This window comes from Pedobacter sp. AC163 (genome assembly GCF_979258665.1).
This window is the reverse complement of the sequence record NZ_OZ409872.1, coordinates 4,570,059-4,596,019: the sequence shown is the minus strand read 5'-3', so window position 1 is coordinate 4,596,019 and position 25,961 is coordinate 4,570,059. Positions and strand designations below refer to the sequence as shown.

At 37.4% G+C, this 25,961-nt stretch carries 27 protein-coding genes; 10 read left to right on the top strand and 17 right to left on the bottom strand.

What is annotated here, in order from left to right; genetic code table 11:
* Positions 1 to 19: 19 nt before the first annotated feature.
* The 12 genes from ACZZZK_RS19740 to ACZZZK_RS19685 form a co-directional block, all read right to left on the bottom strand.
* Positions 20 to 703 carry a VTT domain-containing protein gene (locus ACZZZK_RS19740; protein ID WP_463485622.1) on the bottom strand — a complete coding sequence of 228 codons (684 nt, stop codon included), beginning with the start codon at positions 701 to 703 and terminating at the stop codon, positions 20 to 22.
* 66 nt (positions 704 to 769) lie between these two features.
* The gene (locus tag ACZZZK_RS19735) at positions 770 to 1,480 is read right to left on the bottom strand and encodes a hypothetical protein (protein ID WP_463485621.1); all 711 of its coding nucleotides are present in this window, start codon (positions 1,478 to 1,480) and stop codon (positions 770 to 772) included.
* 59 nt (positions 1,481 to 1,539) lie between these two features.
* Positions 1,540 to 2,211 carry a DUF4397 domain-containing protein gene (locus ACZZZK_RS19730; protein ID WP_463485620.1) on the bottom strand — a complete coding sequence of 224 codons (672 nt, stop codon included), beginning with the start codon at positions 2,209 to 2,211 and terminating at the stop codon, positions 1,540 to 1,542.
* 82 nt (positions 2,212 to 2,293) lie between these two features.
* A complete protein-coding gene (gene dnaN / locus ACZZZK_RS19725; protein ID WP_056851361.1) occupies positions 2,294 to 3,418 on the bottom strand; it encodes a DNA polymerase III subunit beta in 1,125 nt (374 codons plus the stop codon).
* A 33-nt stretch (positions 3,419 to 3,451) separates the two neighbouring features.
* Complete coding sequence (gldG, locus tag ACZZZK_RS19720; protein WP_463485619.1) at positions 3,452 to 5,140, bottom strand: gliding motility-associated ABC transporter substrate-binding protein GldG; 1,689 nt, start codon at positions 5,138 to 5,140, stop codon at positions 3,452 to 3,454.
* Entirely contained in the window at positions 5,137 to 5,862 is a 726-nt protein-coding gene (gene gldF / locus ACZZZK_RS19715; RefSeq protein ID WP_463485618.1) for a gliding motility-associated ABC transporter permease subunit GldF, read from the bottom strand. The genes gldG and gldF overlap by 4 nt, the downstream gene beginning before the upstream one ends.
* Before the next feature lie 41 nt (positions 5,863 to 5,903).
* Positions 5,904 to 6,677 carry a hypothetical protein gene (locus tag ACZZZK_RS19710; protein ID WP_463485617.1) on the bottom strand — a complete coding sequence of 258 codons (774 nt, stop codon included), beginning with the start codon at positions 6,675 to 6,677 and terminating at the stop codon, positions 5,904 to 5,906.
* A 361-nt stretch (positions 6,678 to 7,038) separates the two neighbouring features.
* The gene (locus tag ACZZZK_RS19705) at positions 7,039 to 7,689 is read right to left on the bottom strand and encodes a porin family protein (RefSeq protein ID WP_463485616.1); all 651 of its coding nucleotides are present in this window, start codon (positions 7,687 to 7,689) and stop codon (positions 7,039 to 7,041) included.
* Positions 7,690 to 7,850: 161 nt separating this feature from the next.
* A complete protein-coding gene (locus tag ACZZZK_RS19700; RefSeq protein ID WP_463485615.1) occupies positions 7,851 to 8,387 on the bottom strand; it encodes a hypothetical protein in 537 nt (178 codons plus the stop codon).
* Positions 8,388 to 8,390: 3 nt separating this feature from the next.
* The gene (locus ACZZZK_RS19695) at positions 8,391 to 9,098 is read right to left on the bottom strand and encodes an ATP-binding cassette domain-containing protein (protein ID WP_463485614.1); all 708 of its coding nucleotides are present in this window, start codon (positions 9,096 to 9,098) and stop codon (positions 8,391 to 8,393) included.
* A 91-nt stretch (positions 9,099 to 9,189) separates the two neighbouring features.
* Entirely contained in the window at positions 9,190 to 10,110 is a 921-nt protein-coding gene (locus ACZZZK_RS19690; protein WP_463485613.1) for a glycerophosphodiester phosphodiesterase family protein, read from the bottom strand.
* Between the two features lie 134 nt (positions 10,111 to 10,244).
* Complete coding sequence (locus ACZZZK_RS19685) at positions 10,245 to 11,252, bottom strand: IS110 family RNA-guided transposase (RefSeq protein WP_463485612.1); 1,008 nt, start codon at positions 11,250 to 11,252, stop codon at positions 10,245 to 10,247.
* A 412-nt stretch (positions 11,253 to 11,664) separates the two neighbouring features.
* Here ACZZZK_RS19685 and ACZZZK_RS19680 point away from each other — a divergent pair, with 412 nt between their 5' ends.
* A complete protein-coding gene (locus tag ACZZZK_RS19680; protein ID WP_463485611.1) occupies positions 11,665 to 13,308 on the top strand; it encodes a glycine--tRNA ligase in 1,644 nt (547 codons plus the stop codon).
* Positions 13,309 to 13,499: 191 nt separating this feature from the next.
* Here the strand turns inward: ACZZZK_RS19680 and ACZZZK_RS19675 are convergent, their stop codons facing one another.
* On the bottom strand, positions 13,500 to 14,696 hold the full coding sequence (locus ACZZZK_RS19675; RefSeq protein ID WP_463485610.1) for a C40 family peptidase: 1,197 nt from the start codon (positions 14,694 to 14,696) through the stop codon (positions 13,500 to 13,502).
* A gap of 122 nt (positions 14,697 to 14,818) precedes the next feature.
* On the opposite strand from ACZZZK_RS19675, the gene ACZZZK_RS19670 reads away from it, so the two are divergent.
* The 8 genes from ACZZZK_RS19670 to ACZZZK_RS19635 all read left to right on the top strand — a co-directional run bounded on the left by ACZZZK_RS19670 (position 14,819) and on the right by ACZZZK_RS19635 (position 20,829).
* Positions 14,819 to 15,526: a CAP domain-containing protein gene (locus ACZZZK_RS19670; protein WP_463485609.1), complete on the top strand. Its 708-nt coding sequence runs from the start codon at positions 14,819 to 14,821 to the stop codon at positions 15,524 to 15,526.
* Positions 15,527 to 15,645: 119 nt separating this feature from the next.
* Positions 15,646 to 16,149, top strand: a complete 504-nt coding sequence (locus ACZZZK_RS19665; protein ID WP_056851371.1) for a GtrA family protein — start codon at positions 15,646 to 15,648, stop codon at positions 16,147 to 16,149.
* A 440-nt stretch (positions 16,150 to 16,589) separates the two neighbouring features.
* Entirely contained in the window at positions 16,590 to 18,368 is a 1,779-nt protein-coding gene (locus ACZZZK_RS19660) for an aromatic amino acid hydroxylase (protein WP_463485608.1), read from the top strand.
* A gap of 58 nt (positions 18,369 to 18,426) precedes the next feature.
* Positions 18,427 to 18,594: a hypothetical protein gene (locus ACZZZK_RS19655; protein WP_157255777.1), complete on the top strand. Its 168-nt coding sequence runs from the start codon at positions 18,427 to 18,429 to the stop codon at positions 18,592 to 18,594.
* Complete coding sequence (locus ACZZZK_RS19650) at positions 18,581 to 18,943, top strand: type II toxin-antitoxin system VapC family toxin (RefSeq protein WP_463485607.1); 363 nt, start codon at positions 18,581 to 18,583, stop codon at positions 18,941 to 18,943. The genes ACZZZK_RS19655 and ACZZZK_RS19650 overlap by 14 nt, the downstream gene beginning before the upstream one ends.
* Positions 18,944 to 18,986: 43 nt before the next feature.
* Positions 18,987 to 19,688 (top strand): SDR family oxidoreductase, encoded by a 702-nt coding sequence (locus ACZZZK_RS19645; protein ID WP_463485606.1) that lies wholly within the window; start codon positions 18,987 to 18,989, stop codon positions 19,686 to 19,688.
* 115 nt (positions 19,689 to 19,803) lie between these two features.
* Complete coding sequence (locus ACZZZK_RS19640) at positions 19,804 to 20,166, top strand: DUF4870 domain-containing protein (RefSeq protein WP_463485605.1); 363 nt, start codon at positions 19,804 to 19,806, stop codon at positions 20,164 to 20,166.
* A 117-nt stretch (positions 20,167 to 20,283) separates the two neighbouring features.
* Positions 20,284 to 20,829, top strand: coding sequence for a C40 family peptidase (locus ACZZZK_RS19635; RefSeq protein ID WP_463485604.1), 546 nt, complete (start codon positions 20,284 to 20,286; stop codon positions 20,827 to 20,829).
* A gap of 2 nt (positions 20,830 to 20,831) precedes the next feature.
* On the opposite strand, the gene ACZZZK_RS19630 is transcribed toward ACZZZK_RS19635, so the two are convergent.
* From ACZZZK_RS19630 to ACZZZK_RS19615, 4 genes are all read right to left on the bottom strand, one after another.
* Entirely contained in the window at positions 20,832 to 21,440 is a 609-nt protein-coding gene (locus tag ACZZZK_RS19630) for a YdeI/OmpD-associated family protein (RefSeq protein WP_463485603.1), read from the bottom strand.
* A 24-nt stretch (positions 21,441 to 21,464) separates the two neighbouring features.
* Positions 21,465 to 22,352 (bottom strand): flavin reductase family protein, encoded by an 888-nt coding sequence (locus ACZZZK_RS19625; protein ID WP_463485602.1) that lies wholly within the window; start codon positions 22,350 to 22,352, stop codon positions 21,465 to 21,467.
* A gap of 508 nt (positions 22,353 to 22,860) precedes the next feature.
* A complete protein-coding gene (locus ACZZZK_RS19620; RefSeq protein ID WP_463485601.1) occupies positions 22,861 to 23,856 on the bottom strand; it encodes a fumarylacetoacetate hydrolase family protein in 996 nt (331 codons plus the stop codon).
* Positions 23,857 to 23,920: 64 nt separating this feature from the next.
* Complete coding sequence (locus ACZZZK_RS19615) at positions 23,921 to 24,376, bottom strand: hypothetical protein (RefSeq protein ID WP_463485600.1); 456 nt, start codon at positions 24,374 to 24,376, stop codon at positions 23,921 to 23,923.
* A gap of 267 nt (positions 24,377 to 24,643) precedes the next feature.
* Between ACZZZK_RS19615 and ACZZZK_RS19610 the strand changes: the two genes are divergently transcribed.
* Entirely contained in the window at positions 24,644 to 25,810 is a 1,167-nt protein-coding gene (locus ACZZZK_RS19610) for a homogentisate 1,2-dioxygenase (protein WP_463485599.1), read from the top strand.
* Positions 25,811 to 25,961: the final 151 nt, after the last annotated feature.

Here is a 25,961-nt window from a genome sequence, read left to right as displayed (position 1 = left end):
CTAGTATAAAAGTTCTTTTTTAGTCTTCTTTAATTTCTTCTTCGATAATCTCTTCAACTTTTTTCTTTGAAAAGATTGACTTCAAAGCACCATAAATTACAGGTAAGAAAGTTCCAACTGCAATGATTAGCACCAAAATTTCGAAGTTCTTTTCTACAAAGGGAATTTTACCCAGCAGATAACCTGCAAACAGTAAACTCGCAATCCAGGCAATACCCCCTAAAATATTGTAATAAGTAAATTTACCGAACGACATTCTTGCTGCTCCAGCCACGAATGGCGCAATAGTTCTGATGATTGGTAAAAAACGGCTAAAAATAATGGCTTTAGCACCGTGTTTTTCAAAATACTCATGAGATTGGTGGTAATATTTCAACTTGAGAATTTTGTTATTTTCTTTAAATACTTTGATTCCAAAATATTTACCAAGCTGATAGTTAACGGAGTTGCCTAAAATAGCAGCAGCAATTAAGATAAAAAGCATAAACCAGATGTTTAAGCCAGTTCCATCGCCTGCCACCAAAGCACCTACAGCAAATAACATGGAATCACCAGGTAAAAATGGGGTAACCACAAAGCCGGTTTCCGCGAAAATAATAATGAAAAGAATCAGGTAAGTCCAGGTTTTATATTCCTGCATAATTACTTCTAACGTTTCTTTTGTATTAGTAAGTAATTGTATAAGTAAGTCGAAAAATTCCAAGTGATGTTAATTTTAATTTGTCAAAAGTATGAATATCGAAGGGATAATGGAGAACTGTTATACGAATTAATTATTTGCTACTAATCGCTCTTTAAGCTTTCCATTTTTGGCACCCTCAATAATTACAGTGTAGACCTTGCCTTTTGCAAAGTTGGTGTATGAAATCGAATCCTGCACGCCTGCAGAGTCAACCAGATTTAGTAGGATCGAAGTGTTACTCTTGCCTACATCAGAAATTTGTTTATAGCTTGTTTTTTCTCCATAACCAATGCTTTCTACAATCTTTCCACTTTTATCTTTAATATCTACTTTAGAGCCTAATGTGTGGCCTAAATTAATAAACATGATCTGTGCTACGTTATTATTTTGCCTAACGGTATCTTGATAAATAATCATTTCTGGTTTTGTGGTAGGCAAAGTGTTTTTTATCGTGTAATAAATTGAATAATTTTTACCTAACGCAAAACTTTGTGTCACAGAACTGTTTGTAACGCCGGTAATGCTATTTCTTGAATCAATTAGATATTCTTTATCACCTTCTACAACAAAATACGAGGTGTTGGTACTTGTTGCCAAAGCAGAAACCCCGGTTACACTATTAAATAAAGCTTGATTGAAATAAAAATTTTGAGAGGTATCAGAAATGACTGTGTTAAATATCCTCACCTTTGCATCTCCAACAATTGAATTATCGTTTTTAATACAAGCACTAAATAAAACAACGGTAAAAATTAAAATTATCAGCTTTGAAGAAATCAAAAAATTACGTCTTTTCATAAAAAGGAATACTGTTGTTATAAAACGTAAAGATAATGGAAAGCATATAAACTTATGAATTAATTATCAGTTATAATGTGGGCTTCTAAAGCTGTGGCTGTGCTTCCACTAAACCAGATGGTGTAAATTTTTCCTGCTTCAAGTAAGGTTCCATCGATGGTTTTAATACTTCCCGAGCCTACAACATTATACCTAAGGCTCATTCCAGCATCCACCTGAAAGTAAGTAGATGCTTCTTTGTAAAGTAAACCGTTAACAAATTGAGTGCCCGCTTGAACGCTGACATTTATGCCCGTTAAAAAAAAAGGGGTTAAGTTAATGAGTTTAATTTTCGCTTTGCCCGCTTCGGTATTGCTTAAATTATCCTCAAAAGTTATAATTTCTCTCGCTCCGGTACGATTACCAACTAAAAATGTAGAGTAAGTTAAAGATGGAGTAAAATTAAAGGTAGATTCTGTTGGGAGATTTGCCGAACCCATGAATTTAACAATTCTGCTTCCCGAAACAATTTTTAAATAATCAGTTGATTCAGTAAAGGCAATTGCAGTGGTCGAATTTTTTTGGCCATCTACGTAAATATCTTGATTGGCTTCTGTTAAAGTAGCATTTATGAATTTAACTTTAGCCTCTCCTTTTACTACTACATTCGGATCTGGTTTTTTACAGGCTATGATGCAGTTAACAAATAGGACGAAGCATAGAAAGAGGGAGCGTTTAGTAAAGATTTTCATAGTTAGATTATTTGGTCGGTAAACAAAGATGGCTCGGTCAAAAACCAAGCCACCTTTAATATTCTAACTTTGAAACTTTATTTTAATAACTGTTGTTAAGCATTACAGGCATTACCAACATCAATACATCTTCATTTTCATCGTTGGTTTGAGGAATCAAAAGTCCCGCTCTATTTGGTGTAGATAATTCCAAAGTAACCTCATCACCGCTCAAATTGCTCAACATTTCGATTAAGAAACGGGCATTAAAACCAATTTCCAGATCTTCGCCATCATACTGGCAGCTTAAACGCTCATGTGCTTCGTTAGCAAAATCCAAATCTTCTGAAGAGATATTCAACTCGCTACCGTTAATTTTTAGTCTTACCTGGTGGGTAGTTTTATTAGCGAAAATAACTACGCGACGTAGAGTATTTAAAAATAATCCCCTGTCTATAACCAGTTTATTAGGATTATTTTGAGGAATTACTGCTTCATAATCAGGATAACGTTCGTCTATTAAACGACACACTAAGTTGATATTTTCGAACTTGAAGAAAGCACTTGTAGCATTATAATCAACTGATACATTGATATCTGTTGATGGCAAAGCTGCCTTCAAAAGTGTTAAAGCTTTTTTGGGCAAAATAAATGATGTTGCTTTATCAGCTTTACTATCCATTCTGCGGTAGCGAACTAATTTATGTGCATCAGTTGCCACAAAAGTAATATGTTGAGGAGATAACTGGCAGAATACACCAGTCATTGCCGGGCGTAACTCATCGTTACTCACTGCAAATATCGTTTTGGTAATGGCTTCAGTTAAAACTGATGCAGGCAAATTAACGGATGATGCATTTTCAACCACAGGGATTTTTGGAAAATCATCACCATTTTCACCACTTAGTTTATATTTTCCATCGCCAGCACTAATTTCTATTGCGAAAGAAGTATCATCAATATTGAAAGCAATTGGCTGATCTGGTAACGTTTTAAGTGTATCTAATAAGATTTTAGATGGAACTGCAACCTTTCCCTCCTCCTTTGATTCTACAGCCAAAGCAGTTGTCATGCTTGTTTGTAAATCGGTTGCAGAGATCGTTAAGTTTCCGTCTTTAATTTCGAAAAGAAAATTTTCTAATATTGGTAAAACTGTACTGCTGCTTGACGCACCATTTACAGTTTGCAAGTGTTTTAATAAAGTTGATGTGGATACAATAAATCTCATGATATCATTTAGTCTTCTTCAAAAATATAAAAATTATTTAGCGTACTTGTATTTGCGGTAATAATGTTGAAAAATTGCAAAGAATATTAACAATAGCATTGGAGCAACTACATTTATAAACTGCCATTTGGCTTTTTCGAGTTTAATTTTGGCTTTATCCAACAACCTTATTTTAACTTCTTTATCGCGTAAGCTAATTAAGTTATCATCATCGGTAAAATAATCTACTATATTTAATAAAAGGGCTTTATTACCGAATGTGCGCTGCGAATAACGATCGAAACCCAGGGGAAATGCAGAACCATCTTTTTCTGAAACCTGATTTTTAAAAATGTCACCATCTCCTAACACAATCATTTTTGAAGATTTACTGTTGGCGACATTTGTGTAAGGCTGATCAATCCCCGCAGGTAGCGGCCTGCCTGCAAAAACCGATGGGAAACTGCCCTCTAACATCAAACCTACATGCTGTGGCGAACTTTGAAACTCACGTGGATCTAGTTGCTCTGCAATCATCTGCAAACTAAAAGGTTTAGGCAAATTATAAATCTTGTTATATGGCGAAGTGGATAAAATATAAGATTTTTGAACACCTTTTACGCCAATTGTATCTACTGTACTTGGAAATTCAGATTTAATTCCGTCTAATTTCTTTACCACGCTGTGAGTGGTATCGGGAAGTAGAATTGGATAATAAATCCAATGCATCAACTGCATTTGACTTTGGCCGCCAACTGCTCCGGTTGAAACCGGAATTTCAACATTGTTCGCGGGATCGGCGATGATATTGTAATTTACCCTGGCGCCATACATAAACAGCATATCATCTAAATTCAAGTCTCTCGACGTTGCCATCTGGCCGTTTTGGGTTCTTAAATTTTCTAAATCGGCATTATTTTGATCGATACTCCAAAGCACACGACCGCCATTCATTACAAAATAATTTATTTTATATTTCTCAGTTTCTGTAAAAGGTTTTTTAGGCTTCGCGATGATCATCATGTTCAGCTTATCCAACCCTTCTTTAGTGATCGTATTTAAGTTGACACGGCCTACAATGTAATTATTGGCTAAGGTTACTCTTACATCCTCCAACTCTAAATCGGTCAGTTCGTCGTTAGATTCCGTAAAACCAATTCGCGGATTGTAACCGTTGAGCACCTTTTTTAAATTAGAAGTAAATGTGTACTCTAAATTCTCTATCGATCGATTAATATTTTCTTCATAGCCACCTGCAACATTAAAATTTTGTAGCAGTTTAACCGGCATTTGTTTCCCATCAACCTCAATTACAGCTGCCGGAACAACAATTTTTTCGGTGGTACCGCTCTCGGTTTTTAACGCTGTTCTTGTAGCCTCAATCCCATCCTGGGCCATATTGTAAATTACGGTATCTTGCTCTTCAACTGTTAACCCGGCTAAAGGATCTACGTAAACCAGTTTCACTTCAGCAGTAGAATAAGCCTTAAAATCAGAAAGTAAATCTTTAACTCCTGCTTGCAAACGTTTAAAAGCTGGTGGAAGCTGACCATCTAAAAACACGGTAATCGTAATTGGTTTTAGGTTATTGGTTAAAAGTGTTTTCGTTTTTTCGCTTAAAGTGAAGCGTTTATCTGCAGTAAAATCGAAGCGATGAAAAAAATAATTACCTGCTACATTTAGCAAAACTAAGGCCGCAATAAATACAACCGAGTTTATCCGTTTTTTATTTTTAGCAATCATCGTTTCCCTCCTATCACTAACTTGGTAAAAAATAAAAACAGGCAAGAGGCTGTGATGAAATAGATTAAATCTCTGGTATCTAGCACACCTCTACTAATGGAGTTATAATGTTGATTTATCCCTAAATTGGTAATAAAACCTTCTATGTTTTGCAGCGAAATAAGTTGACTAGTGTAATCGAAACCTAAGAAAGCAAAAGCACATAAGGCCGCACAGATTACAAAAGCAACAACCTGATTTTTCGTTAACGCTGAAGAAAATAAGCCAATCGAGGTAAAGGTTGCACCTAACAAAAACAAGCCTATGTAAGATCCGATTATCGCTCCAGAATCTACATTGCCTTCCGGAAATCCCAGTTTTGATATAGAATAGGCGTAAATTAAAGTTGGGATCAACGAAAACAATATCAATACTAAGCTGGCTAAGTATTTTGCGATAATGATCTGCCAAATGGTAATTGGCCGGGTAATAAGCAATTCATAGGTCCCTTCACGTCTTTCTTCAGCAAAAGATCGCATGGTAATTGCAGGAATAAGAAACATAAATAAATAGGGAACCAAGCTGAAGAAGCCACCTAAATCAGCATATCCATAATCAAGAATGGAGGTATCAGGAAAAAACCAAAGCAAAAGACCAGAAACCAATAAAAAAATGCCGATGGTGATGTAAGCAACCATCGAACTTACAAAACTGAATAACTCGCGTCTAAAAACTGCGTACATGTGCTAATAAAACTTCGAAGTTAACCATTTATTTGAGCATATTAAAGATGATTTCGAAGTAAATAAGCCTTAAATAATTCGCTAACATTAGTAATACTTTCGTAATTCGGTTTTATAAAACCAATGCCCGGATTGTCCTGATCCCAGATGGCGCCAATCATGACAGAACTTATTATGATAAAGATCGTAGTAACAATAAAAGTTTGGTTGCTGTGAATCTTCGTAATATAACCGATAAGAAAACCCATTAAAAATGAATAGATAATTAATATAGTAATGATTAAAGTGGGCGTGTTTTTACCATAATTTTGGGTAAGGCGAATATAGGCTGAACGTAAAGCACTGGTATTTGAAGTGATTTCGGAAATTTCGGATCTGCTTTCTTCATGTTTTTTTTGATAATTTATTAAAAAATAATCCAATTGCTGATCATTAGCGAGAATGTCTCTAACAATGAATTCGCTTTCTTTAGCGCTTGGATTTAGATTTTTATTGTGGATATCAAAAAAAGTTGAGAGGTATTTGTGAACGCCCTGTTTTAACTCATCCTCGTAATATTTGGATTTCTTAATTACCAACGAAAGTTTATCGGCCACAGCATAAATTTCATCATTCCTTTGGTTAGCATTATGGCTTGAGCCAGCCAATGCAAAGGAGAGCAACAAGGCGTAAATGCTCATTAAACTGGATTCGATACCAATATTTTTCCATGATTTATCTAACCTTAAACGGTGTGCCGCATACCTGGCGCCAACAAAAACGCTCAACAAAAGCAAGCAGGGATAAATCAGTAAGAAAAAGATGTATTGAAACATAGATTTGTTTGCAGTTAATTTAAGTGCTGTAGAAGTATTTCAGTTCTAAATAGAGGTTTTATTATTTATTAAATGATAAGCCCATTCCTACCGAGAAAATAGAATTCCAAAATATATTTCATCTATCTGATCTCTATCTAAACTACTTTAATTCTAACCCTAACCAGGCTGAATAAACTTTTCTTTATTTTAAGCGGCTAAAAGACAATAAGGTAAAAATTATCAGTTTCATATTGATTTTTAGATACCCGAAATTAACAAAATCCGATAAAGATTAATTGGTTTTATGTTCTAAATAATCCTTGTAACAAAAAAAGCTTCTTGAAATTAATCAAGAAGCTTCTAAATATTATGGTATTGCTTAGAAAGAATAACCCAGGCCTACCGAAAATACTTTATTTTTGAATTTAACATCTACTTCACTTGGCTCATCAATAACGCTACTTAAACCTAATCCATAACCAGCATGGATATTTAATTTATTATTGAATTGAAAACCAGCTAAAAAGTTTAATCCAAATTCTCCGCGTTTGATACCATCATTTGAATCAAATTCGATTTTTTCCTTTTCAGAACCATATTTAACGTTTCCACTTAAAGCATAAGCAAAATAAGGGCCTGCGCCAATGAATACCTTTCCTGCATTATTCACTTTAAAATTTGCAAGAACGTTTACTGGCAACTCCAGATAATTTAAGTTTAAAGTAGCTGACTCGTTAGTTAAATCTGATTCTTCGAAATCGAAGGTTTCGCCGCCCAGTTTGCTTCCCTTTCCAATAAAACTTAAGCCCGGTTGAATGGAAATAATGTCTGACAATGCAAATTCTGCTGTTCCACCAACATAAAATGATGTTTTTGAATCGAAACCGATTGATGTACCTCCAGCAGAAATACTCATGCTTGGGAAAGCAACACCCGCTTTTACGCCAAAGGTTACAGGTTTACTTGTTTGAGCTGATGCTGCATAGCCCATGCCAGCAAGCATTAATAAAGATAATAATGTTTTTTTCATTTGATTTTTGATTAAACGTATATTTAGTTGATGCAATAGACGTTAATTATCATCAAATAGTTACGCAAATCGGTCGAAAAAAATTATATCTACCTGATTATCAGAAACAATAATATCAAATCAAAAAAATTAATTTAATAGTGCCAATTCTATTTATTACTCTACAGGCCAAAAACATAGGCAACCCGAATACCTGCAAATCCTTTTGAGCTAGAATTGTTAATACCCAAAATGTTGGTTTCATTTTTACCTGCCCAAGCTTCGTAACGGATGCCAATATCCAGTTTATTGCTGCCAGACAATTTGAATTGGTTCCCTATTCCGGGCGACCAGATAAATACATTTCGTTGGCTGTTAATGGACAACCCTGCTCCTACCTGAGCTTCAGCATAAAAACTTTGGTTTTGGTATTTAACCCCGCCTTTAAGTGGGATAAAGGTTAAATCGCGTAGATTAATTAATTGGTTGCGTTTTCCGAAGAAATTCATAAAACCTGCATTAACGGTTAGCGCTAATTGTGATGACACTGGAAATTCTGCCTTTGCAGATGCGCCCAAACCTATTCCAGATAAACTGAGAAAATTTCCAGATGGAAGTCCAAATTCGGCACCGATGCTGATATTAGAAGAAGTTTGTGCTTTCGCATTTAGGCATAAAAAAAGGATAGCAAGGAGAGCCAAGAAACGTACTTTAAACATAGATCAGGCAGTGAGTTTTCTAAAAATAGCTTCTAATGAGCTGTTATTATTTGATTTCTTTATTCCTTCGAGTGAATCGTTAGCTACAATTTTGCCTTTATTTATGATGATGATATCATCGCAAATGGCCTCAACTTCCTGCATGATGTGCGTGGAGATAATTACGGTTTTGTTTTTGCCAAGTTCTTTGATCAGTGCTCTTATATCCACCAATTGATTTGGATCTAAGCCAGACGTAGGTTCATCTAAGATTAAAACATCAGGATTGTGAATGATCGCTTGAGCCAAACCAACTCTCTGGCGATAACCTTTAGATAACATTCCTATTTTTTTATGTTGCTCAGGTGTTAAGCCAACCATTTTAATTACTTCATCAATACGGTGAGCTAAATTTTTCATTTCATAGGTTTGGCCTACAAAATTCAAAAATTCCTTAATGTACATGTCGGTATAAAGCGGTGTGTTTTCTGGCAGGTAGCCAATATGCTTTTTTGCTTCAATGGCTTCTGTTAAAATATTTTTGCCGGCAATTTCAGCATCGCCAGAAGTGGGTTCCAAATAACCGGTAAGCATGCGCATTGTAGTTGATTTCCCTGCACCATTCGGCCCCAGGAAACCCAAAATCCGTCCTGGTTTGGCTTCAAAACTAATCACATCTACCGCCTTTTGGTTATGATAGTGTTTGGACAGATTTTTTACTAAAATACTCATTTTGTTTTTTTATAAATCAGTCGTCATTGCGAGGCACGAAGCAATCTCTCTGGCAATATAGATTGCTTTGTACATCGCTATGACAGTAATATTAGTTAATATTGGCTGAACTCAGTTTCTTATTATACCGGAATTTATCCAATTGTTCGGCAGCTTGGGCAATATTATCCGATGACAAGATATCTGCTCCATTATTTACCAAATGATAATATACATTTTTGGCAGGATTGGCAATCGAGCTTTTATCGATATTTCCCATTGTACCGAGAATGGTTGTGATACCTTTTTCATGTAGATAACTGTACAGTTCTTTATCAGGTGCACTTACCCCCACAAAAGCTACAATTCTATTATTTGGGATGCCCAAATTGTTTAATCGCTTCAGTTCAGATTTTTTTTGTACTGATGCAGAAATCATTAAGTCGGGCGCCAATTGATGCACTTCCTGTGCCTGATTCGCTGTATAAGTGATGATGATTGAGTTGCTTTCAACTTTATACTGCTTCACTTTCTCAATTACTTTGGCATAACTCACTCCACGTTTTAAATCGATAGTGAGCAAAACCTTGCCTTTACTCCAGCTCAATACGCTATCCAAAGTTGGAATTTTGAAACTGGTTTCTTTTCCATCGTCATCTTTCAGGTTAAAAGCTTGGAGTTCTTTGTAAGTGTAATTTCCAATAGCCCCTTTGCCTGTCGAAGTTCTATCCAGTTTATCATCATGCATAATCACCATTACCGAATCTTTGCTATAAGCAATATCAAATTCGATCACCATCGGATTATACGTGGTGGCGTTTTCGAAAGTTTCAATACAATTTTCAGGAAATCCGGGCATTGGTCCGCCGCGGTGAGCGCTAATTAATGGAAAGCGTTTCTCAGGCGACCATTGTAAGAACTGATATAATTCTTCGGTTTTATTGAATTTAATATAATGATGAACTTTTCCTTCTTGTTTGCAGGCAGTAAAAACTGAGATTGCAGCAAAGAAAAGTAGATAGTGAAATTTCATGTTTCAAAAATAGGAAAAAATGGATGATGTAAAATGGAATTCTTGGCGTTGTGCTTTTTACACGTGAATAGATTAGCAACTTTAGCCACCTTAAACCCGTATTCTATGGTTTTTGCAAATAAATTTTAAAATATTTAGGCAGCATTATAAAGATCTTTCTTATAGGGTCTGTTTTTCAATACTGCTGCAAAAGCTCTGCTGACCAGTTTGTTTCTCAATACGTTTAGAACAGCTGAATGATGCTTTCCTTCTTGTATCTTTCTGTCATAATACCTTTTGAACTCATTATCCTTTTTGATTGTGTTGAGCGCACACATGGTAAGTAGTGTTTTTATTCTTTTATTTGCCAGGTGGCTAACCTTTGGCTTCCCCTTTAGTGTTGTTCCAGAGGTATTTCCGAAAGGGGCAATACCACAATAACAGGCAAACTTCCTGGGATCCTCGAACAGACTGAATCCTTGCGTAAGGACCACGATAAACATCGCTGTCTGAGGCCCTATACAGTATACGGAGTTGACCAGACGATATTGCTTTTCAAGTAGTTTGTCCGCTTTTACACATCTTATAAGTTCCGCTTCAATCATGTCAATTTTCTTGTCATATTCTTTGATCAGTGACTTCCTGATCTCCAATGTAAAATCTGCTGAATCTCCATCGAAAGCTTCCAGCTCTCCACTTGCGTTTTTTAATGCCGTCTGTTGCTTCACAAGCTGCTTTCTACAGCTCAATAAATGCTTTAGCTTGCTTATGGTTTTGCTCGGAAGTTTAAAAAGAACAGCTTTGCGCCTATGTAAAAAACCATAGTTGGCTATTTCGGCAGCATCTGCCTTATCAGATTTGCCACGTTTTAGACCAAGGGAGCGCTTAAGCCTCAGGGCGTTCTCAACCCAGAGATTTCCGCCCTGTCCGTCAAAAAAGGTACAGATAGGAAGTGTGTAGAGTCCGGTATCCTCTGCGCAAAAAAGCATCTCAGCAATCGAAAGGCCGGTAAGCTCCTGCATCCAGGCCACCATTTCCTTACAGCCTTCCTCATTGTTGCTAAAGGTGCCATGAAACTGCTCATCAGGATTTTCAGTAAGAAAAAACACTACATCTGTTTTCATTTTTGAAACATCGATGCCCGCAAATAATCTGTAATTCATAACTTTGGGTTGTTAAGTGGAAAAAACAAACCTTAATGTTGAATAAAACTAAATCCCTTAACGGTCCAGCGAAGACTAAAATTCTATATGGTTCTTGTTCAACAAACGGCAGTGCTCTAATACGGGTTTTAGGTCTTTAACCTAGATCGAGCCAAAGTGCAGCACTGCCGTTAAGGTTTTTATTCAAATCTCAAATATTTCTAAGAATATTCAAACCTAAGGGATTGCAGCGAACACGTAGTGCAACGAAGTAAAGTGCAAAGCGGGACTGAAATAAACTGATAAGCACTGTATTTGCTTTTCGAAAAATTTTTGAAGCATTTAAGGCATTTAGAAACATCAAAGCAGGGGTTTTTACTTTAATTTTTCAGCTTTAGTCTTTCAGCTCAAAATAATTATCTTTGCCTGCATTATGGCTCAAAAGAATAACGACGAACAATTTAAAAATGTAATCTCACACGCTAAAGAATACGGTTTCGTATTCCAAAGCAGCGAAATATATGATGGCTTAAGCGCCGTTTACGACTATGGCCAATTGGGTGCCGAGTTAAAAAATAACATTAAAACGTACTGGTGGAAAGCCATGGTACAAATGCATGAAAACATTGTGGGCATTGATTCTGCGATTTTTATGCACCCGAAAGTTTGGAAAGCAAGCGGACACGTTGATGGTTTCAACGACCCGATGATTGACAACAAGGATTCGAAAAAACGTTATCGTGCCGATCAATTATTAGAGAATAAAATTGATGAACTATATACTGAACTTGCCAATTTCAGTGCTGAAAACAAAGTTAAATTTGCAGAATTTCAGCAGGAGATTTTAAATTTAAGCGATGAAGGCCAAGCAAGCTGGGTACCGAGTTTTAAAGATGAGGAAGGAATTTTAGATAGCGAAAAATATCCTTTTATTGATGAAGCAAGCTGGAGATTTGTTAAAAAAGGCTTAGCCCTTGAGGTAGAAATGAACCTCGCCCTTAAAGCTGAAAATTTAGCACAGCTGAAAGATTTAATTGTTGATTATAAGGTAATCTGCCCGATCTCAAAAACATCTAACTGGACAGATGTTCGCCAATTTAACCTGATGTTTAGCACTCAATTTGGAGCTATGGCAGAAGGCAGTGATGAAGTTTATCTTCGCCCGGAGACTGCTCAAGGTATTTTCGTAAACTTTTTGAACGTTCAAAAATCAGGAAGAATGAAAATTCCTTTTGGTATTGCACAAATTGGAAAAGCTTTTAGAAATGAAGTAATTGCCCGTCAGTTTATTATGCGCATGCGAGAGTTTGAGCAAATGGAAATGCAATTCTTTGTGCGCCCGGGAGAAGACAAAAAATGGTTTGAGTATTGGAAAGAGGCTCGTTTAAAATGGCACAAAGCTTTGGGAACTTCATCAGAAAAATACCGCTACCACGACCACGTTAAATTAGCACACTACGCAAATGCGGCAACTGATATTGAGTTCGAATTCCCTTTCGGATTTAAAGAAGTGGAGGGTATTCACAGCAGAACGGATTTCGATTTAACCCAACACCAGGAGTTTTCTGGCAAGAAAATGCAGTATTTCGACAACGATTTAAATGAAGATGGCAAACCTTATGGAAATTATGTTCCTTACGTAATCGAAACATCTATCGGTTTAGACCGCATGTTCTTGTTAACGATGATTAATGCTTTCGAAGAACAAGATTTAAGCACCGAAGAAAAACAAGATAGCCGTACGTTATTGCGCTTACACCCTGCTTTGGCACCTTACAAAGTGGCTGTTTTCCCTTTAACTAAAAAGGATGGTTTACCAGAAAAGGCTAGGGAAATTATGGATACTCTGAAATTTGATTTCAACTGTATTTATGAAGAAAAAGATGCCATTGGAAAGCGCTACCGCCGTCAGGATGCTGTTGGCACCCCATTTTGTATAACAGTTGATCACCAAAGTTTAGAAGACAATACCGTGACCATTCGCCACCGCGATAGCATGGATCAGGAACGTGTTGCGATTGCAGACTTAGCGGACATTGTGGGCAAAGCGGTAAGCTGGAGAACTCTTTTGGCATAATAAAATCGAAATGCGCTAAGTCAATTTTGGAATTGAATTTAGCACAGCATCACATCATATATAGTCGCAGGTTTAAAAGCCTGCGACTTTTTTTGTTTAAAACAGTCATAAACGTTATCAATCATCAGTTTTAAACAGAAGTTACAAAAGCAAAATTTGCTTTAAAAGCACATTGAGAAATACAAAACCTTCTAATTCCCGTACCATTCGTGGTTTTCTACCCTAGTAATCTCTGGCTTTCCGATTTGATTGAGATACCTTCTGGCACCTACCAGCGTTTTATATTCCCGCTCATCGAAGTTGGTTGCTCCAGGCTTTAAGCTATTAATTCTAACCATTCCTGCTGATTGGATAAACTCCCCATCGCTCATATAAATGGCCGTATGCGTTATTCGCCCCTTGAAGTCACCCCTCAGTTTCGCGGCTGCGAAAAACAGTAAATCTCCCGCTTTTAAATTCTTCAGGCACTTATCAATGCTAGTAGAATCATTTTCCAGCACCTCAATCTCCTCACCAATCAACGCCTGCTGCGAGGCATCTCTAGGAATTACAATCCCGTTTAGAAAATAGCTGGTTTTGGTAAAGCCGCTGCAATCAACGCCTTTAACTGATGTGCCTCCCCATAGATACGGAACGCCAAAAAGTGTTTTGGCACTGCTTAAAATGCCATCCGCAGTCGGGTTGGTTTGTTTCTGCCAGGTTGAAAACGAAGTTCCTTCGGCTTTTTTAATATACCCTATTCTCTTGTCAGGAAATACCACCTGATAGAAGTTTTTCACTTCAGCTGTTACTTCCAAAATGTTCCCTTTCACCAAGTCAGAAACCCGAAGAGATTTTTCATCAGCTTTGCTGTAAGCGTGACCATAATCGGCCAAATAAATCATCCGCTTCGCATTTTTCCAACGTTCAAAGCTTTGTCGATTCATCAGGCTAACCGCTGCTCCATCCGTATAGGAGATATAGCCGTCTGGTGTTTTAACCAAATAATATCCGCCCTGTTTTTTTAATACTTGCACAGGAGTGCCCAAAGTCATTTGTGTCATCATTTCTGCCGCGTTTTGGGGCGCTGCCCTATTGTTGCAAACCGAAAGATTAGCCAAACCAAACTCCAAACCATTAAGTGATTTCGATGGTAAAAGCTCGCTAATTTTTACAAGTCCGGTTACCTGGCTCAACTTAGCAGCTAAACTTTGTAATGCTTTTTCAGAAGTGCTTTCTGCATAAATGGTATCGCCTTTAAAACCAACGTTAAAGTAAACTGATCGCTTATCTGGCGCAAATTCTTTTTTTACAGCGTTAGCAATTACCCGGTAAGCGGCGGTATCAACCTGTGCTTTTACAGCTATTGTTGTCCCAAGCAGCAGAGCCAGAATAAACATTCGTATCATGTTCTAAAATTAGTAATAATCCATTATCTCAGCATTCAATAAGTTGTAACTAATCACTTACCTGGACAGATTTTGGTTTAATTTTTACCTCTAAAAATAAATGATTTTTAACGGCGTTATTGATGAATACCGTCACTTTGATGAACAAACTATTTTTAGCCTTTTCATTTCTTATCGTTATCGGCAGGCAGGCTAATGCGCAAACCTGGACGGACGCCGAATTTCGCAGAGCCAATACGGCAGCAAATGCCTCCTATTTAACTAATGAAGAAAAAGATATTGTGATGTACATGAATTTAATCCGCATGGATGGAGAAAAATTCTATTATACTTTTCTGGATGATTACATCTATAGCTACAATGCTAAAGTTCGAAAATATCGCAACTATAATCAATTGCGTATCACCCAAGATAACCCTTACTACATCTCCCTGCTTAAGCATTTACGCGGCATTAAAAATTTGCCGATGTTTTATCCTGATGAGAAATTGAGTGCATTGAGTAAGAGCCATGCCTTAGATTTAAAAAAATACAGCTTAAGTTCGCATGAAAGCAGTAATGGCAATTCATTCACAAGACGTCTTTCAAAGTTTTTCCCCAACCTCACCAAAAGCGAAAATATTGATTTTGGCTATTCAAAAAGCCTAGACATTGTTTGCCATTTGCTTCTGGATTGCGGGGTGCCCGAGCTAGGGCATCGATTTAACATTATCGATCAAAAGAACAAACTCAACACAGTTGGTATTAGCATTCAAGGTCACCCAACATACACCTGGTGTGCGGTAATCGATTTTGTTGCACAGCCCGCCTACCAAAACAACGCGAAATAAATACTGGGCCTTCTAATTAGTTTATGTAAACTCATTCAAAGTGGCTTTCGCCAGCATCATTTTGCATTTTATTTAACAATTGTGCCAAATCTTTCTATTTTTGGCCAAATAATTCCATAATGCGTAAAGCCATTTTATCTTTTATCGACTTTTTTTATCCACCGTTTAAAAGATTTATTTCCTTACATAATTTCAGGTATTTAGCTACCGGCGGAAGTACTTTTGTACTCGGCTTGGTTGTCTTCTATCTGGCTTATAATTATTTGTTTTTAACAGAAGAAGTTAAAGTTTTAGCTATGACGCTGAAACGGAATACGATGGCTTTAATTGTTGAGTTTGCAATTGTGATTCCTTACAGCTTTTTACTGAATAAATATGTGATTTTTACGCATAGCGAAGTTAAATCGCGTACTCAATTATTTAGATTTATAAATCTACAGTTCATTAACATGTTGTTAAACTATGTGTTATTGAAATTTTTTGTAGAAATGCTGGGAATCTATCCGACCATTTCGCGGTTGGTTGTATCAGTTGGCATTGCCGGATTTAGTTATCTCTACCAACATTACTTTACCTTCAGTGTTAAAAAAATTGGGGATAAGAAAGTTGCCAAAAAGCACTAATTTCTTTTTGAAAAGCAGGTTCAGCAGCATTTAGGTTAATCCGGCCCCGCCCTCATTTCAAATCCGCTCCCGATGAAAAATCGGGATTGCGTGTTTTTCATTAAGTCGGGTTTAGCTAGCCTTGGTCGTGGTTCTGTTTATGGTTGAGAGCACATTCCCAAAAAAACCATGTTGATGAGCACGGTCTGGTGTGATTAAACGGGATGGAAGCGGTATCCTTTTTACGCATTTGTAATGCGTAAAAGATTTAGCGAACAGCCCGGCTACCCATTGAAATGAAAGGCAGGTTTGGCTTTTCAAATGATTAATCTATTTATTAAAATTAGCATTTATTGCCTCAAACCTTTATTACGCTGTGCTGTTAATTTAAGCAGTCGCTTATTTGTTAACATAAAGGCAACACCATATATTAGCTCCCGACCAACTTATTTTCATAAACCATGAGCCATTTTAATGACTTTAATAATGCCCAGGTAGCCAAACTACCCAAGCATTTAAAACAGTTTATTGTTGACCAAAACTACGAGAAATATACGCCTATAGATCAGGCGGTTTGGCGGTATGTGATGCGACAAAATTATAGCTACCTAAAAAACGTGGCTTATTATCCATACATAAAGGGTTTACAAAGAGCGGGTTTGAGTATAGAACATATTCCTGATTTGCAAACCATGAATGACAATTTGGGTAAGATTGGTTGGGGTGCCGTTACTGTTGATGGTTTTATTCCGCCTGCAGCCTTTATGGAATATCAGGCTTACCGGGTTTTGGTTATTGCCGCTGATATCAGGCAAATTAACCACATTGAATATACGCCTGCTCCAGATATTATTCACGAAAGCGCTGGGCATGCGCCGATCATTGCAGATACTGACTATAACAATTACCTCAGTTACTTCGGTTCTATTGGCGCAAAAGCGATGTTCTCTGCCAAAGATTTTGAACTTTATGAAGCGATTAGAAAGCTCTCTATTTTGAAGGAAGCTGTTGATGCCAACGAAAGTGAAATCGCCAAAGCAGAAAAAGAACTTCGGTACATTAATGAGAATATGGGCGAACCATCTGAAATGGCTTTGCTGGGTCGGCTGCATTGGTGGACAGTGGAATATGGCTTAATCGGAACTTTGGAGAACCCAAAAATTTATGGTGCCGGATTACTTTCTTCCATCGGTGAAAGTGCGAGTTGCATGCAAAGAGATGTTGAAAAAATTTGGTATAACATGGATACCATTAATTATGCTTACGACATTACTAAGCCACAGCCGCAATTATTTGTGACAGAAACTTTCCAGAATTTAATTGATGTTTTAGAAACCTTTGCAAATACCATGGCCTTTAGAGTTGGAGGTGCAGAAAGTGTGATGAAAGCTATTGCTTGCAAGAACGTTGCTACCGCAGTGTATAGCTCGGGTTTGCAGGTCAGCGGCGTATTTACTGATATTGGCCTAAACGCTGATGATGAAGTAACATTTATTAAAACAACCGGCGTTTCGGCATTGGCTTTCGCAGGAAAGCAGCTGCAAAATCACGGCAAAGATTATCACAAAGATGGGTTTTCCTCTCCCGTTGGAAGACTCAAAACTTCGCTAAGGGCCCTCGAAAATTATAGTGATGAAGAAATGGAAATGGCTGGGCTTTACCTCGGCAATAACACCAATTTGACCTTTGAAAGTGGCATTACTGTAGCGGGCAAGGTGAATAATATTTTAAAAAGAGCAGACAAAACAATATTAATCACCTTTGAGGAATGTACCGTTACCGAAGGCAATGGAAACATTTTATTTAAACCCGAATGGGGAGTTTACGACATGGCCGTTGGCGATAAAATTGCATCTGTATTTAATGGAGCTGCAGATAAAGATGCTTTCGAAGAAATTACCTTGGTTAGCTTGGAGAAAACTCAGCAAATCGCTTACGATGATAAGACCTTAAAACTTCATCAACTATATAAAAGCGTTCGGGAGATTAGGGAAAGCGGTGATCACTTAGCGCAGCTACCTGATATATTTGATCAACTTAGAACCAACCACAGGCAAGACTGGCTTTGTGTCTTGGAAATTCTAGAACTTGTTTACCATAAGAAAATCTACCATCAATTGGAAAGGGACGTTTTGATTTACCTTGAGCTTAAGGCAGCCAGAGAAGCCGATCATCGGAAATTGATTAATGATGGTTTGCATGTGATTAAATATCCGGTGAGCCAGTTAGTTGCGGAATAGTCGAAATGCAAATAATTTAAGCCTGCCAAAAATTGATTTTAATTGATTAAATTTGATTATGATAATTGAAATTCAGCAACCCGTTACTAAAGAAAAAGTACAAGAAGCAATAAAAAAAGTTTCGGAAGGAGCTGCAAAAAAAAGCTTACGTAAGCACTTCGGCAAACTTCAGCGTGGACTTGATGGCGTTGATTATCAACAAAAAATAAGAAATGAGTTCATTTAGTTTTGTTGCTGATACAAACTTTCTCATTAATGTTCACGAGGGTTTAGAAAAAACCGAACCCTTTCTAGATGGAACTGCAATCGTTTCAGTAATATCTGAAATTGAATTATTAGGCTGGCATTTGCTTAAGGAGAACGAGAGATTAGGACTAAAATCTTTATTAGAAGATTGTGTAATAATTGAATTGAATTCTGAAATAAAAAATATTGCGATCTCAATTCGTCAGCAATATCGAGTAAAAACTCCCGATGCGATAATCGCTGCCACTTCAAAATTTTTGCAAATCCCACTAGTTACCTCCGATAAAGGTTTTAAGTCGATAGTTGATATCGAACTAATTTTAATTTAGCAAACAACAGCACTTTCAAGCTGATATCAATCAAAAGAATAAAATGAATATCATAATTACCGGGGCAAGCAGCGGAATTGGTTTCGAAACAGCTTTAGAATTCAGTTTACAAAAAGAAAACAAAATTGTTGCCATAGCCCGTACTGCAGATAAATTGCGGAAGCTACTAGAAATTGCGAAGGGAATTAACCCTGATTGTACATTATTACCTGTAGAGTTTGACATCGTAAATGACGATTATGCAGCGCTTATTCCATTTTTGAAAGAGCGATTGGGGCATGTAGATATTTTGATTAACAATGCCGGTGCGTTAATTAATAAACCTTTTTTACAAACTACAGAAGCAGATCTTGCTGAAATGCTCCAAAGCAATGTGATCTCTCATTTCAGGATGACCCAACAAATTCTACAACTGATGCAAACTGGCGGACACATTTTAAACATTGGCAGTATGGGCGGTTTTCAGGGCAGTGTTAAATTTCCTGGATTGGCAGCATATTCTGCCAGTAAATCGGCTTTGCACACACTGACGGAATGCCTGGCTTTTGAATTGGCTGAAACCGGAATTAAAGTAAACTGTTTGGCCTTAGGCTCTGCTCAAACTGAAATGCTGGAGGCAGCGTTTCCGGGATATCAAAGTCCGGTTATGGCCTTTGAGATGGGTAAATATATTGCTGATTTCGCTAAAACCGGGCACAAATTTTTTAATGGAAAAGTATTGCCAGTTGCGGTAACTACACCCTAATAACAATTTTATAATGGTAATTTATCTTTTTGTTTAAAAGATTTGATTACTTTTCCTAAATTAAATGTAATCATAAGTCCTGTAATAAATTATACTTAAAACTAAATCTAAATTAATGGAAACAAACAAAAACTTCGGAACACCTGATAATGGCAAAACTGCCGCAATTGTTAGTTACATCACACTAATAGGATGGTTAATTTCCTATTTTGGCATGTATAAGGAAAATAAAACAGCCTTATCTACATATCATTTACGTCAATCACTTCTTCTTCACTTGAGTATGATTGTCCTTAACATTGCGCTTTCTATTATAATTATGATTATCCCAACTATTATTTTGGTATACGTAAGCTGGGTAGTATATGTCGGTTATCTTATATTAATGATTTTAGGTGCAATAAGTGCCAGCAATCAAGAACAGAAACCTTTACCTATATTTGGAAATAAAGCTCAAGAAGTGTTTTCAAGCATTTAAATCGATGTTTATTATAAAAACAAAAGAAGCTCAAGTAAACTTGGGCTTCTTTTGTTTTAACTGGTTTTCCACATTTTGAGCTCCCTTAGATTATTTTTCTATCTTTGGCTCCAACATATGAAGAAATTAATCATTCCAATTCTGTTTTTCATTTTGTCTGCAACCGCAGGAAAAGCTCAAACCATCATACCAGCACAATACCAGGAAATGGTTAAAAAACTGGTTGCTAATCTACCAAAAGAAGCTAAGGCTCCATCAGGTAATCAAGAAACAAAGTCTGAAACACTTATCGATTTTGCTAAAAGCATGTTAGGTATTCGCTACCGTTATGCTACAAGCAATCCGAAATTAGGTTTTGATTGTTCTGGTTTTGTAAGTTATGTTTTTAGCAATTTTGGTTTTAAGGTGCCGCGTTCATCACGTGAATTTAGTGGCGCAGGTAAAGAAACTAACCTGGAAAATGCAAAAGTTGGTGATGTTTTAATTTTTACAGGCAGTAATTCAAAGGTAAGACGTATCGGTCATGTAGGCATCGTTTATTCTATCGATGAAAACGGAATAAAGTTTATTCACGCCTCTTCAGGCAAGGCTCATAGCGTAACCATCACCGAGCTTAACGGACATTACAGAAACCGCTTCATGAAGATTGTAAGTATTTTATAGCGTTATTTCTTTAGGTACTTCCACATTCTCGGCTTTCCTTCGCCAAGCCATTCCAAAGCGGTTTCTAAACGCTTTTGTTTAGTAGCTTCAGTTTTTGCCTCTTCTAGCCAAATCACATACTCTCTTTTATTTGATTCGCTAAAATTCTGAAAAACACGTAACGCAACCGGATCGTTCTGTAAAGCATCAACAAGAAACTGAGGCACAATTAACGGCGGCTTTTCAGCACTTTTTGGTTTCGGCGGAAGTTTAATACCTGCTTCATTAAGCTGTATTGCCTGTTGAATATAAGCCATCAGCACTTCGTCTGGTGGTAAATCTGCAAACGTCCTGATTTTCCCGAGTGCACCCATAGCGTTCGTTCGATCTTTAAAAAGATTGAGCTCGTCTGTCATTAATGAGCCTTTCCAAAAACCAAAAGCACAATGATTTTTGAATGAAGCCATATGGCAAACCGGACCCTTGAGCTCAAAAAATGGCATGCTCCATTTCATCTTTTCTTCTATCCGGGCATCTGCTTTGTGAACTAGATTTCTCAAATGATCCAAAATTGGAATGGCGAATTCAGCAGAATTTATAATGTACTGATCAACCTGAACAATGGTGTGCATGATGTTGGGTTTTAGAAATTAAATTTAAAGTAAAACGACTTTTAAAGCAAGTGTTACCTCCCCGCTCTCAAGGAAGGTTTTGGCGAGTTCGTGCAGCTCTCGCTCCCTATTGGTAGCATCACCTATTGTGGCATCCAAAATTTCCTTCACCTCAGGATGCGAGCTTACCAAGTCAACTTCCTGCTCATCTGGCAGCACTTCAACATTCCCTAACATCCCCAAATCATTCCCGGTTAACACTTTAGATAAACGAACTGCTTTAGGCAAAGCATCCACCCCTATTCCGAGCTTAGCCAAAGGTTTGGCCACTTTAAACAAATTGTTTTCAGTAACCCGGCAGTACCAATCGCCACCCAAGCGGGCTACCAAATCAATTTTCTTTTGATCGATTTTCCCACTGTTATCCAAAATATCTTCATTGATGTGGATTAACTTTATTTCAGCGAGTATTAAATTACCAGCACCATGGTTATCGCCTAAAGGGATTACCTGATTAACCACACATTCAAACTGAACTGGTGCTTCTGAAACCCTTGGTGGAGTAACTAAATCAGATGCTAGCATTGTAAATCCTGCTTTTTCAAACTCATTCACGCCTTTTGCATATTCGGTACTGGCTAAACTCATTTGCTGTACCATATCGTAATTTACAATATTAATAACGCATTCTTTTACCTGTAATACGTTCTCCAATGTGTGTTTTGTGGTATTATCGCGAACCCTTCTTGCTGGCGAAAAGATACAAATGGGCGGCTTTGTGCTAAACATATTGAAAAAGCTAAAGGGACTTAAATTAATATTTCCGTCAGCATCAATAGTCGAGGCAAAGCAAATTGGACGAGGTGCAATAGCATATTGCAGATAATCCTGCAATTGAACAGCACTTAAATCTTCAGTTTTTAGGGTTAACAAAGTTGGAATGTTTTAGTTGGTGAAATGTTTTAACATTGGAAAGCGTGAAAGTTGGAATGTTTTTAATGTTGGAAAGTTGAAAATCAAGGAAAACGCTATTTATAAAATTAGCCCCACTATATTATACATCTTTATTAATCATGCCTTCGTCATTGCGATCCCGATTTTATCGGGAGAAGCAATCTCATTTGATAGCACGCTACCAAGAATGAGATTGCTTCGTACCTCGCCTGCCTTCCGCAGGCAGGCAATGACGACCGTTCTTAACACCACTTATATTGGTTTTTATGAAATAAATTTAACCCCGAGCATGACAGGGACATTCTACGTTACTGCATCAAAAAAAGTTTCGCCACTGTTGTTTTATTGTTTAAGGTAAACTTAAGTAAATCAAACCTAACAACAGCGAAAACGAACTACAATTGAGTAAAGCGCCCGCCTGCCGGACGGGCAAGAATGGCAGGGCTGCAGCAACAGAAATGAGGTGAACCCTGCTTTTCAAATTGTTTTATTTCTTCAAAGCCAAGATCGAAAAATCGGTATCTGCTTTTGTAATGTTATTGGTTAGCGCACCTAAACCTGTGATTTCCATTTCTACCACATCGCCGGGTTGCAACCATTGTGTTTTATAATTCGGATCATTTAATAAACCGGTTCCGTTCAGCTCGAGAAAGCAGCCCGTACCCACCGTTCCCGACCCAATTACGTCGCCTGGCAGAATGTCGACCCCATAAGCACAACGCTCAATGATCTCGGCAAAAGTCCAATCCATATCCGCAGCATTTCCCTGAGATACCTCAATACCGTTTACACGACAAGTCATTTTCAAATCGTAAGCATTCCCCACATGGCCTTCCTTTGCTGGTACTTTATATTTTTCAATTTCATCTGGCGTAACCAACCACGGTCCAATCACCGTAGAAAAGTCTTTCCCTTTCGCCGGACCAAGATTGAGCAGCATTTCTTCCATTTGTAGGGTGCGGGCACTCATGTCATTCATCACCATATACCCAGCGATGTAATCATCAGCCTCTGCTGCTTTAATATTTCTACCTTTTTTACCAATCACAATTGCCAGCTCAAGTTCGAAATCGAGTTTATCGAAGTGATCTGGCATACACTCAATTTCTCCCGTACCTTGAATAGCATTATGGTTTGTAAAATAAAATATAGGATACTCATCAAATTGAGGAATCATATCAACTTTGCGGTTTCTTCGTGCTGCTGCAACATGTTGCCTAAAAGCATAACCATCTCTACAACTGGTTGGGTGAGGAACCGGAGCCAAAATTTCATAAAAGATTTCCTCTTTCGCCAATAACGATCCATCATTAATTTGTAAATCAATTTTTTTTGCCCGTTCCATCAGTACTTCTCCGCCTTGCAAAAATTCATTCATTGTATCAGGAAGCAGCTTATCACAACTGTTTAAATTATAGATGTGGCCATCTATAAACAGGCCAAGGTGCTCTCTATCTTCAGTTTTATAACTTACTAATTTCATATAAATTTGGTTAAAGTACGTGGTAAAGCTAATAATTTACGACAGGAAAAGAAAAATGCCTGCACTATTTAAGTTCAGTATATTTTTGCAAATCTTTTTTAATTAATGGAAAATCTTTCTCCTCCAACCTTTTATAATATCGTTTGTTCGCAAAAAGTTCACCTGTTAACAGACCCAATGAAACGCCAACAGGAATACCAACTATGATCAAAACTACCGATTCCAGTACATTTGAGCTTTCTACCGAGAGGGCAAGAAAAACAAGGGCGCCTGCAATTGCAAATGGCGCCACTACTCCACGCCTGTGAATAAATAGCTTGTCAATATTTTCCGCTTTCAGTATGCTGGTATCACCATTATTTTTCACCAAAATAAGTTGTTTATTTTCTGCGGAATAGAAAAAACCACGGTATCGCTTGCCAGAGTGCTCAACAACCTTAATTTTATATTTCCATTTTTTTTGAGCCGATACGGTGAAGCAAGTCAGGAAGCAGATGAGGAGCGTTAAGAATATTTTCATCGAATTTTGGTTAGAATTAAAGATAAAGAAATTTCATCTTAAAAATAAAATCATTACTTTAGCATCATCAAAACCATGATTTTAAAAGCATTACATATCAATTTAGTGAACGACGCCATTGCTGCCCGTCGCTATAAAATGCTATCTAAATTAATCATGGCTCAATATTCTCTGTAATTCTCATCACCTTTCCCTATAAATTGAAACGCCGCTGCGTTTTGATTGTTTATTCTTTTAGATCTTATTTCTAACCTAACTTATATCATTATGCCTGTTTATCATAAATTGGGGCAGATACCAGCAAAACGTCATACGGTTTTCCGTAAGCCCGATGGAAATTTATACGCCGAAGAACTGGTTTCTACCGAAGGTTTTTCGAGTTTATATTCGTTGGTTTACCACTGCCATCCGCCTACCATTGTGAAACATTTAGGTGAACCTTACAGCGTGGAACCAAAAATTGCTCGTGAAAAGCACCTCAAACATACCAGCCTAATCGGTTTCAATATCAAGCCTGAAGATGATTTTTTAAAAAGCAGAAAACCCGTTTTGGTGAATAGCGATTTACATATCGTATTGGCCGCTCCGAAAAAATCAATGACTGATTATTTCTATAAAAACAGCCAGGCTGATGAAATGATCTTCATTCATGAGGGTTCGGGTAAACTGAAAACGGGTTTCGGGGAAATTAAATTTGCTTACGGAGATTATCTGATCATTCCAAGGGGAACAATTTATCAAATGGAATTTGACAATGAGGTAAATAGATTGTTCATTGTTGAAAGTTTTAGTCCGATCAGGCCTCCAAAACGATACTTAAACCAGTATGGACAGTTAATGGAGCATTCGCCATACTGTGAAAGAGATTTAAGGTTACCTGAGAATTTGCAAACGCATGATGAATACGGCGATTTCAAGGTACTCATTAAAAAACAAGGCTTAATCTACCCTTACACTTACGGTACACATCCTTTTGACTATGTAGGCTGGGATGGATATCATTATCCTTACGCATTCTCGATCCACGATTTCGAGCCGATAACTGGCCGTCTGCATCAACCGCCTCCGGTACATCAAACATTTGAAGGGCATAATTTTGTGATTTGCTCTTTCGTTCCACGAAAATACGACTACCATCCAGATTCTATCCCGGCACCTTATAACCACAGCAATGTAGACAGCGATGAAGTGCTTTATTATGTCGATGGCGATTTTATGAGTCGAAAAAGCGTGGTTAAAGGACAAATTACGCTCCATCCCGGCGGTATTCCACATGGTCCGCATCCAGGAACAGTGGAAAAATCCATTGGAAAAGAAAAAACAGATGAGCTAGCCGTAATGATTGATCCTTTCAAACCGCTGATGCTTACGCAAGATGCAATTGATATAGAAGATGAAAATTACCACAAAAGCTGGCAGATTAATATAGAATAGGTGGTTGGGATAAGGAAGTCCAATGCTATAGAGCGTAGTTACACAGCAATTAAAATCGACTTTAGGCTTATCAAAATAAAATCATCCGATCTCGGCCGCCCGACTTCGGACTTAGTAAAAATTTAAATCCTCGGATATCTAAATCGGATTC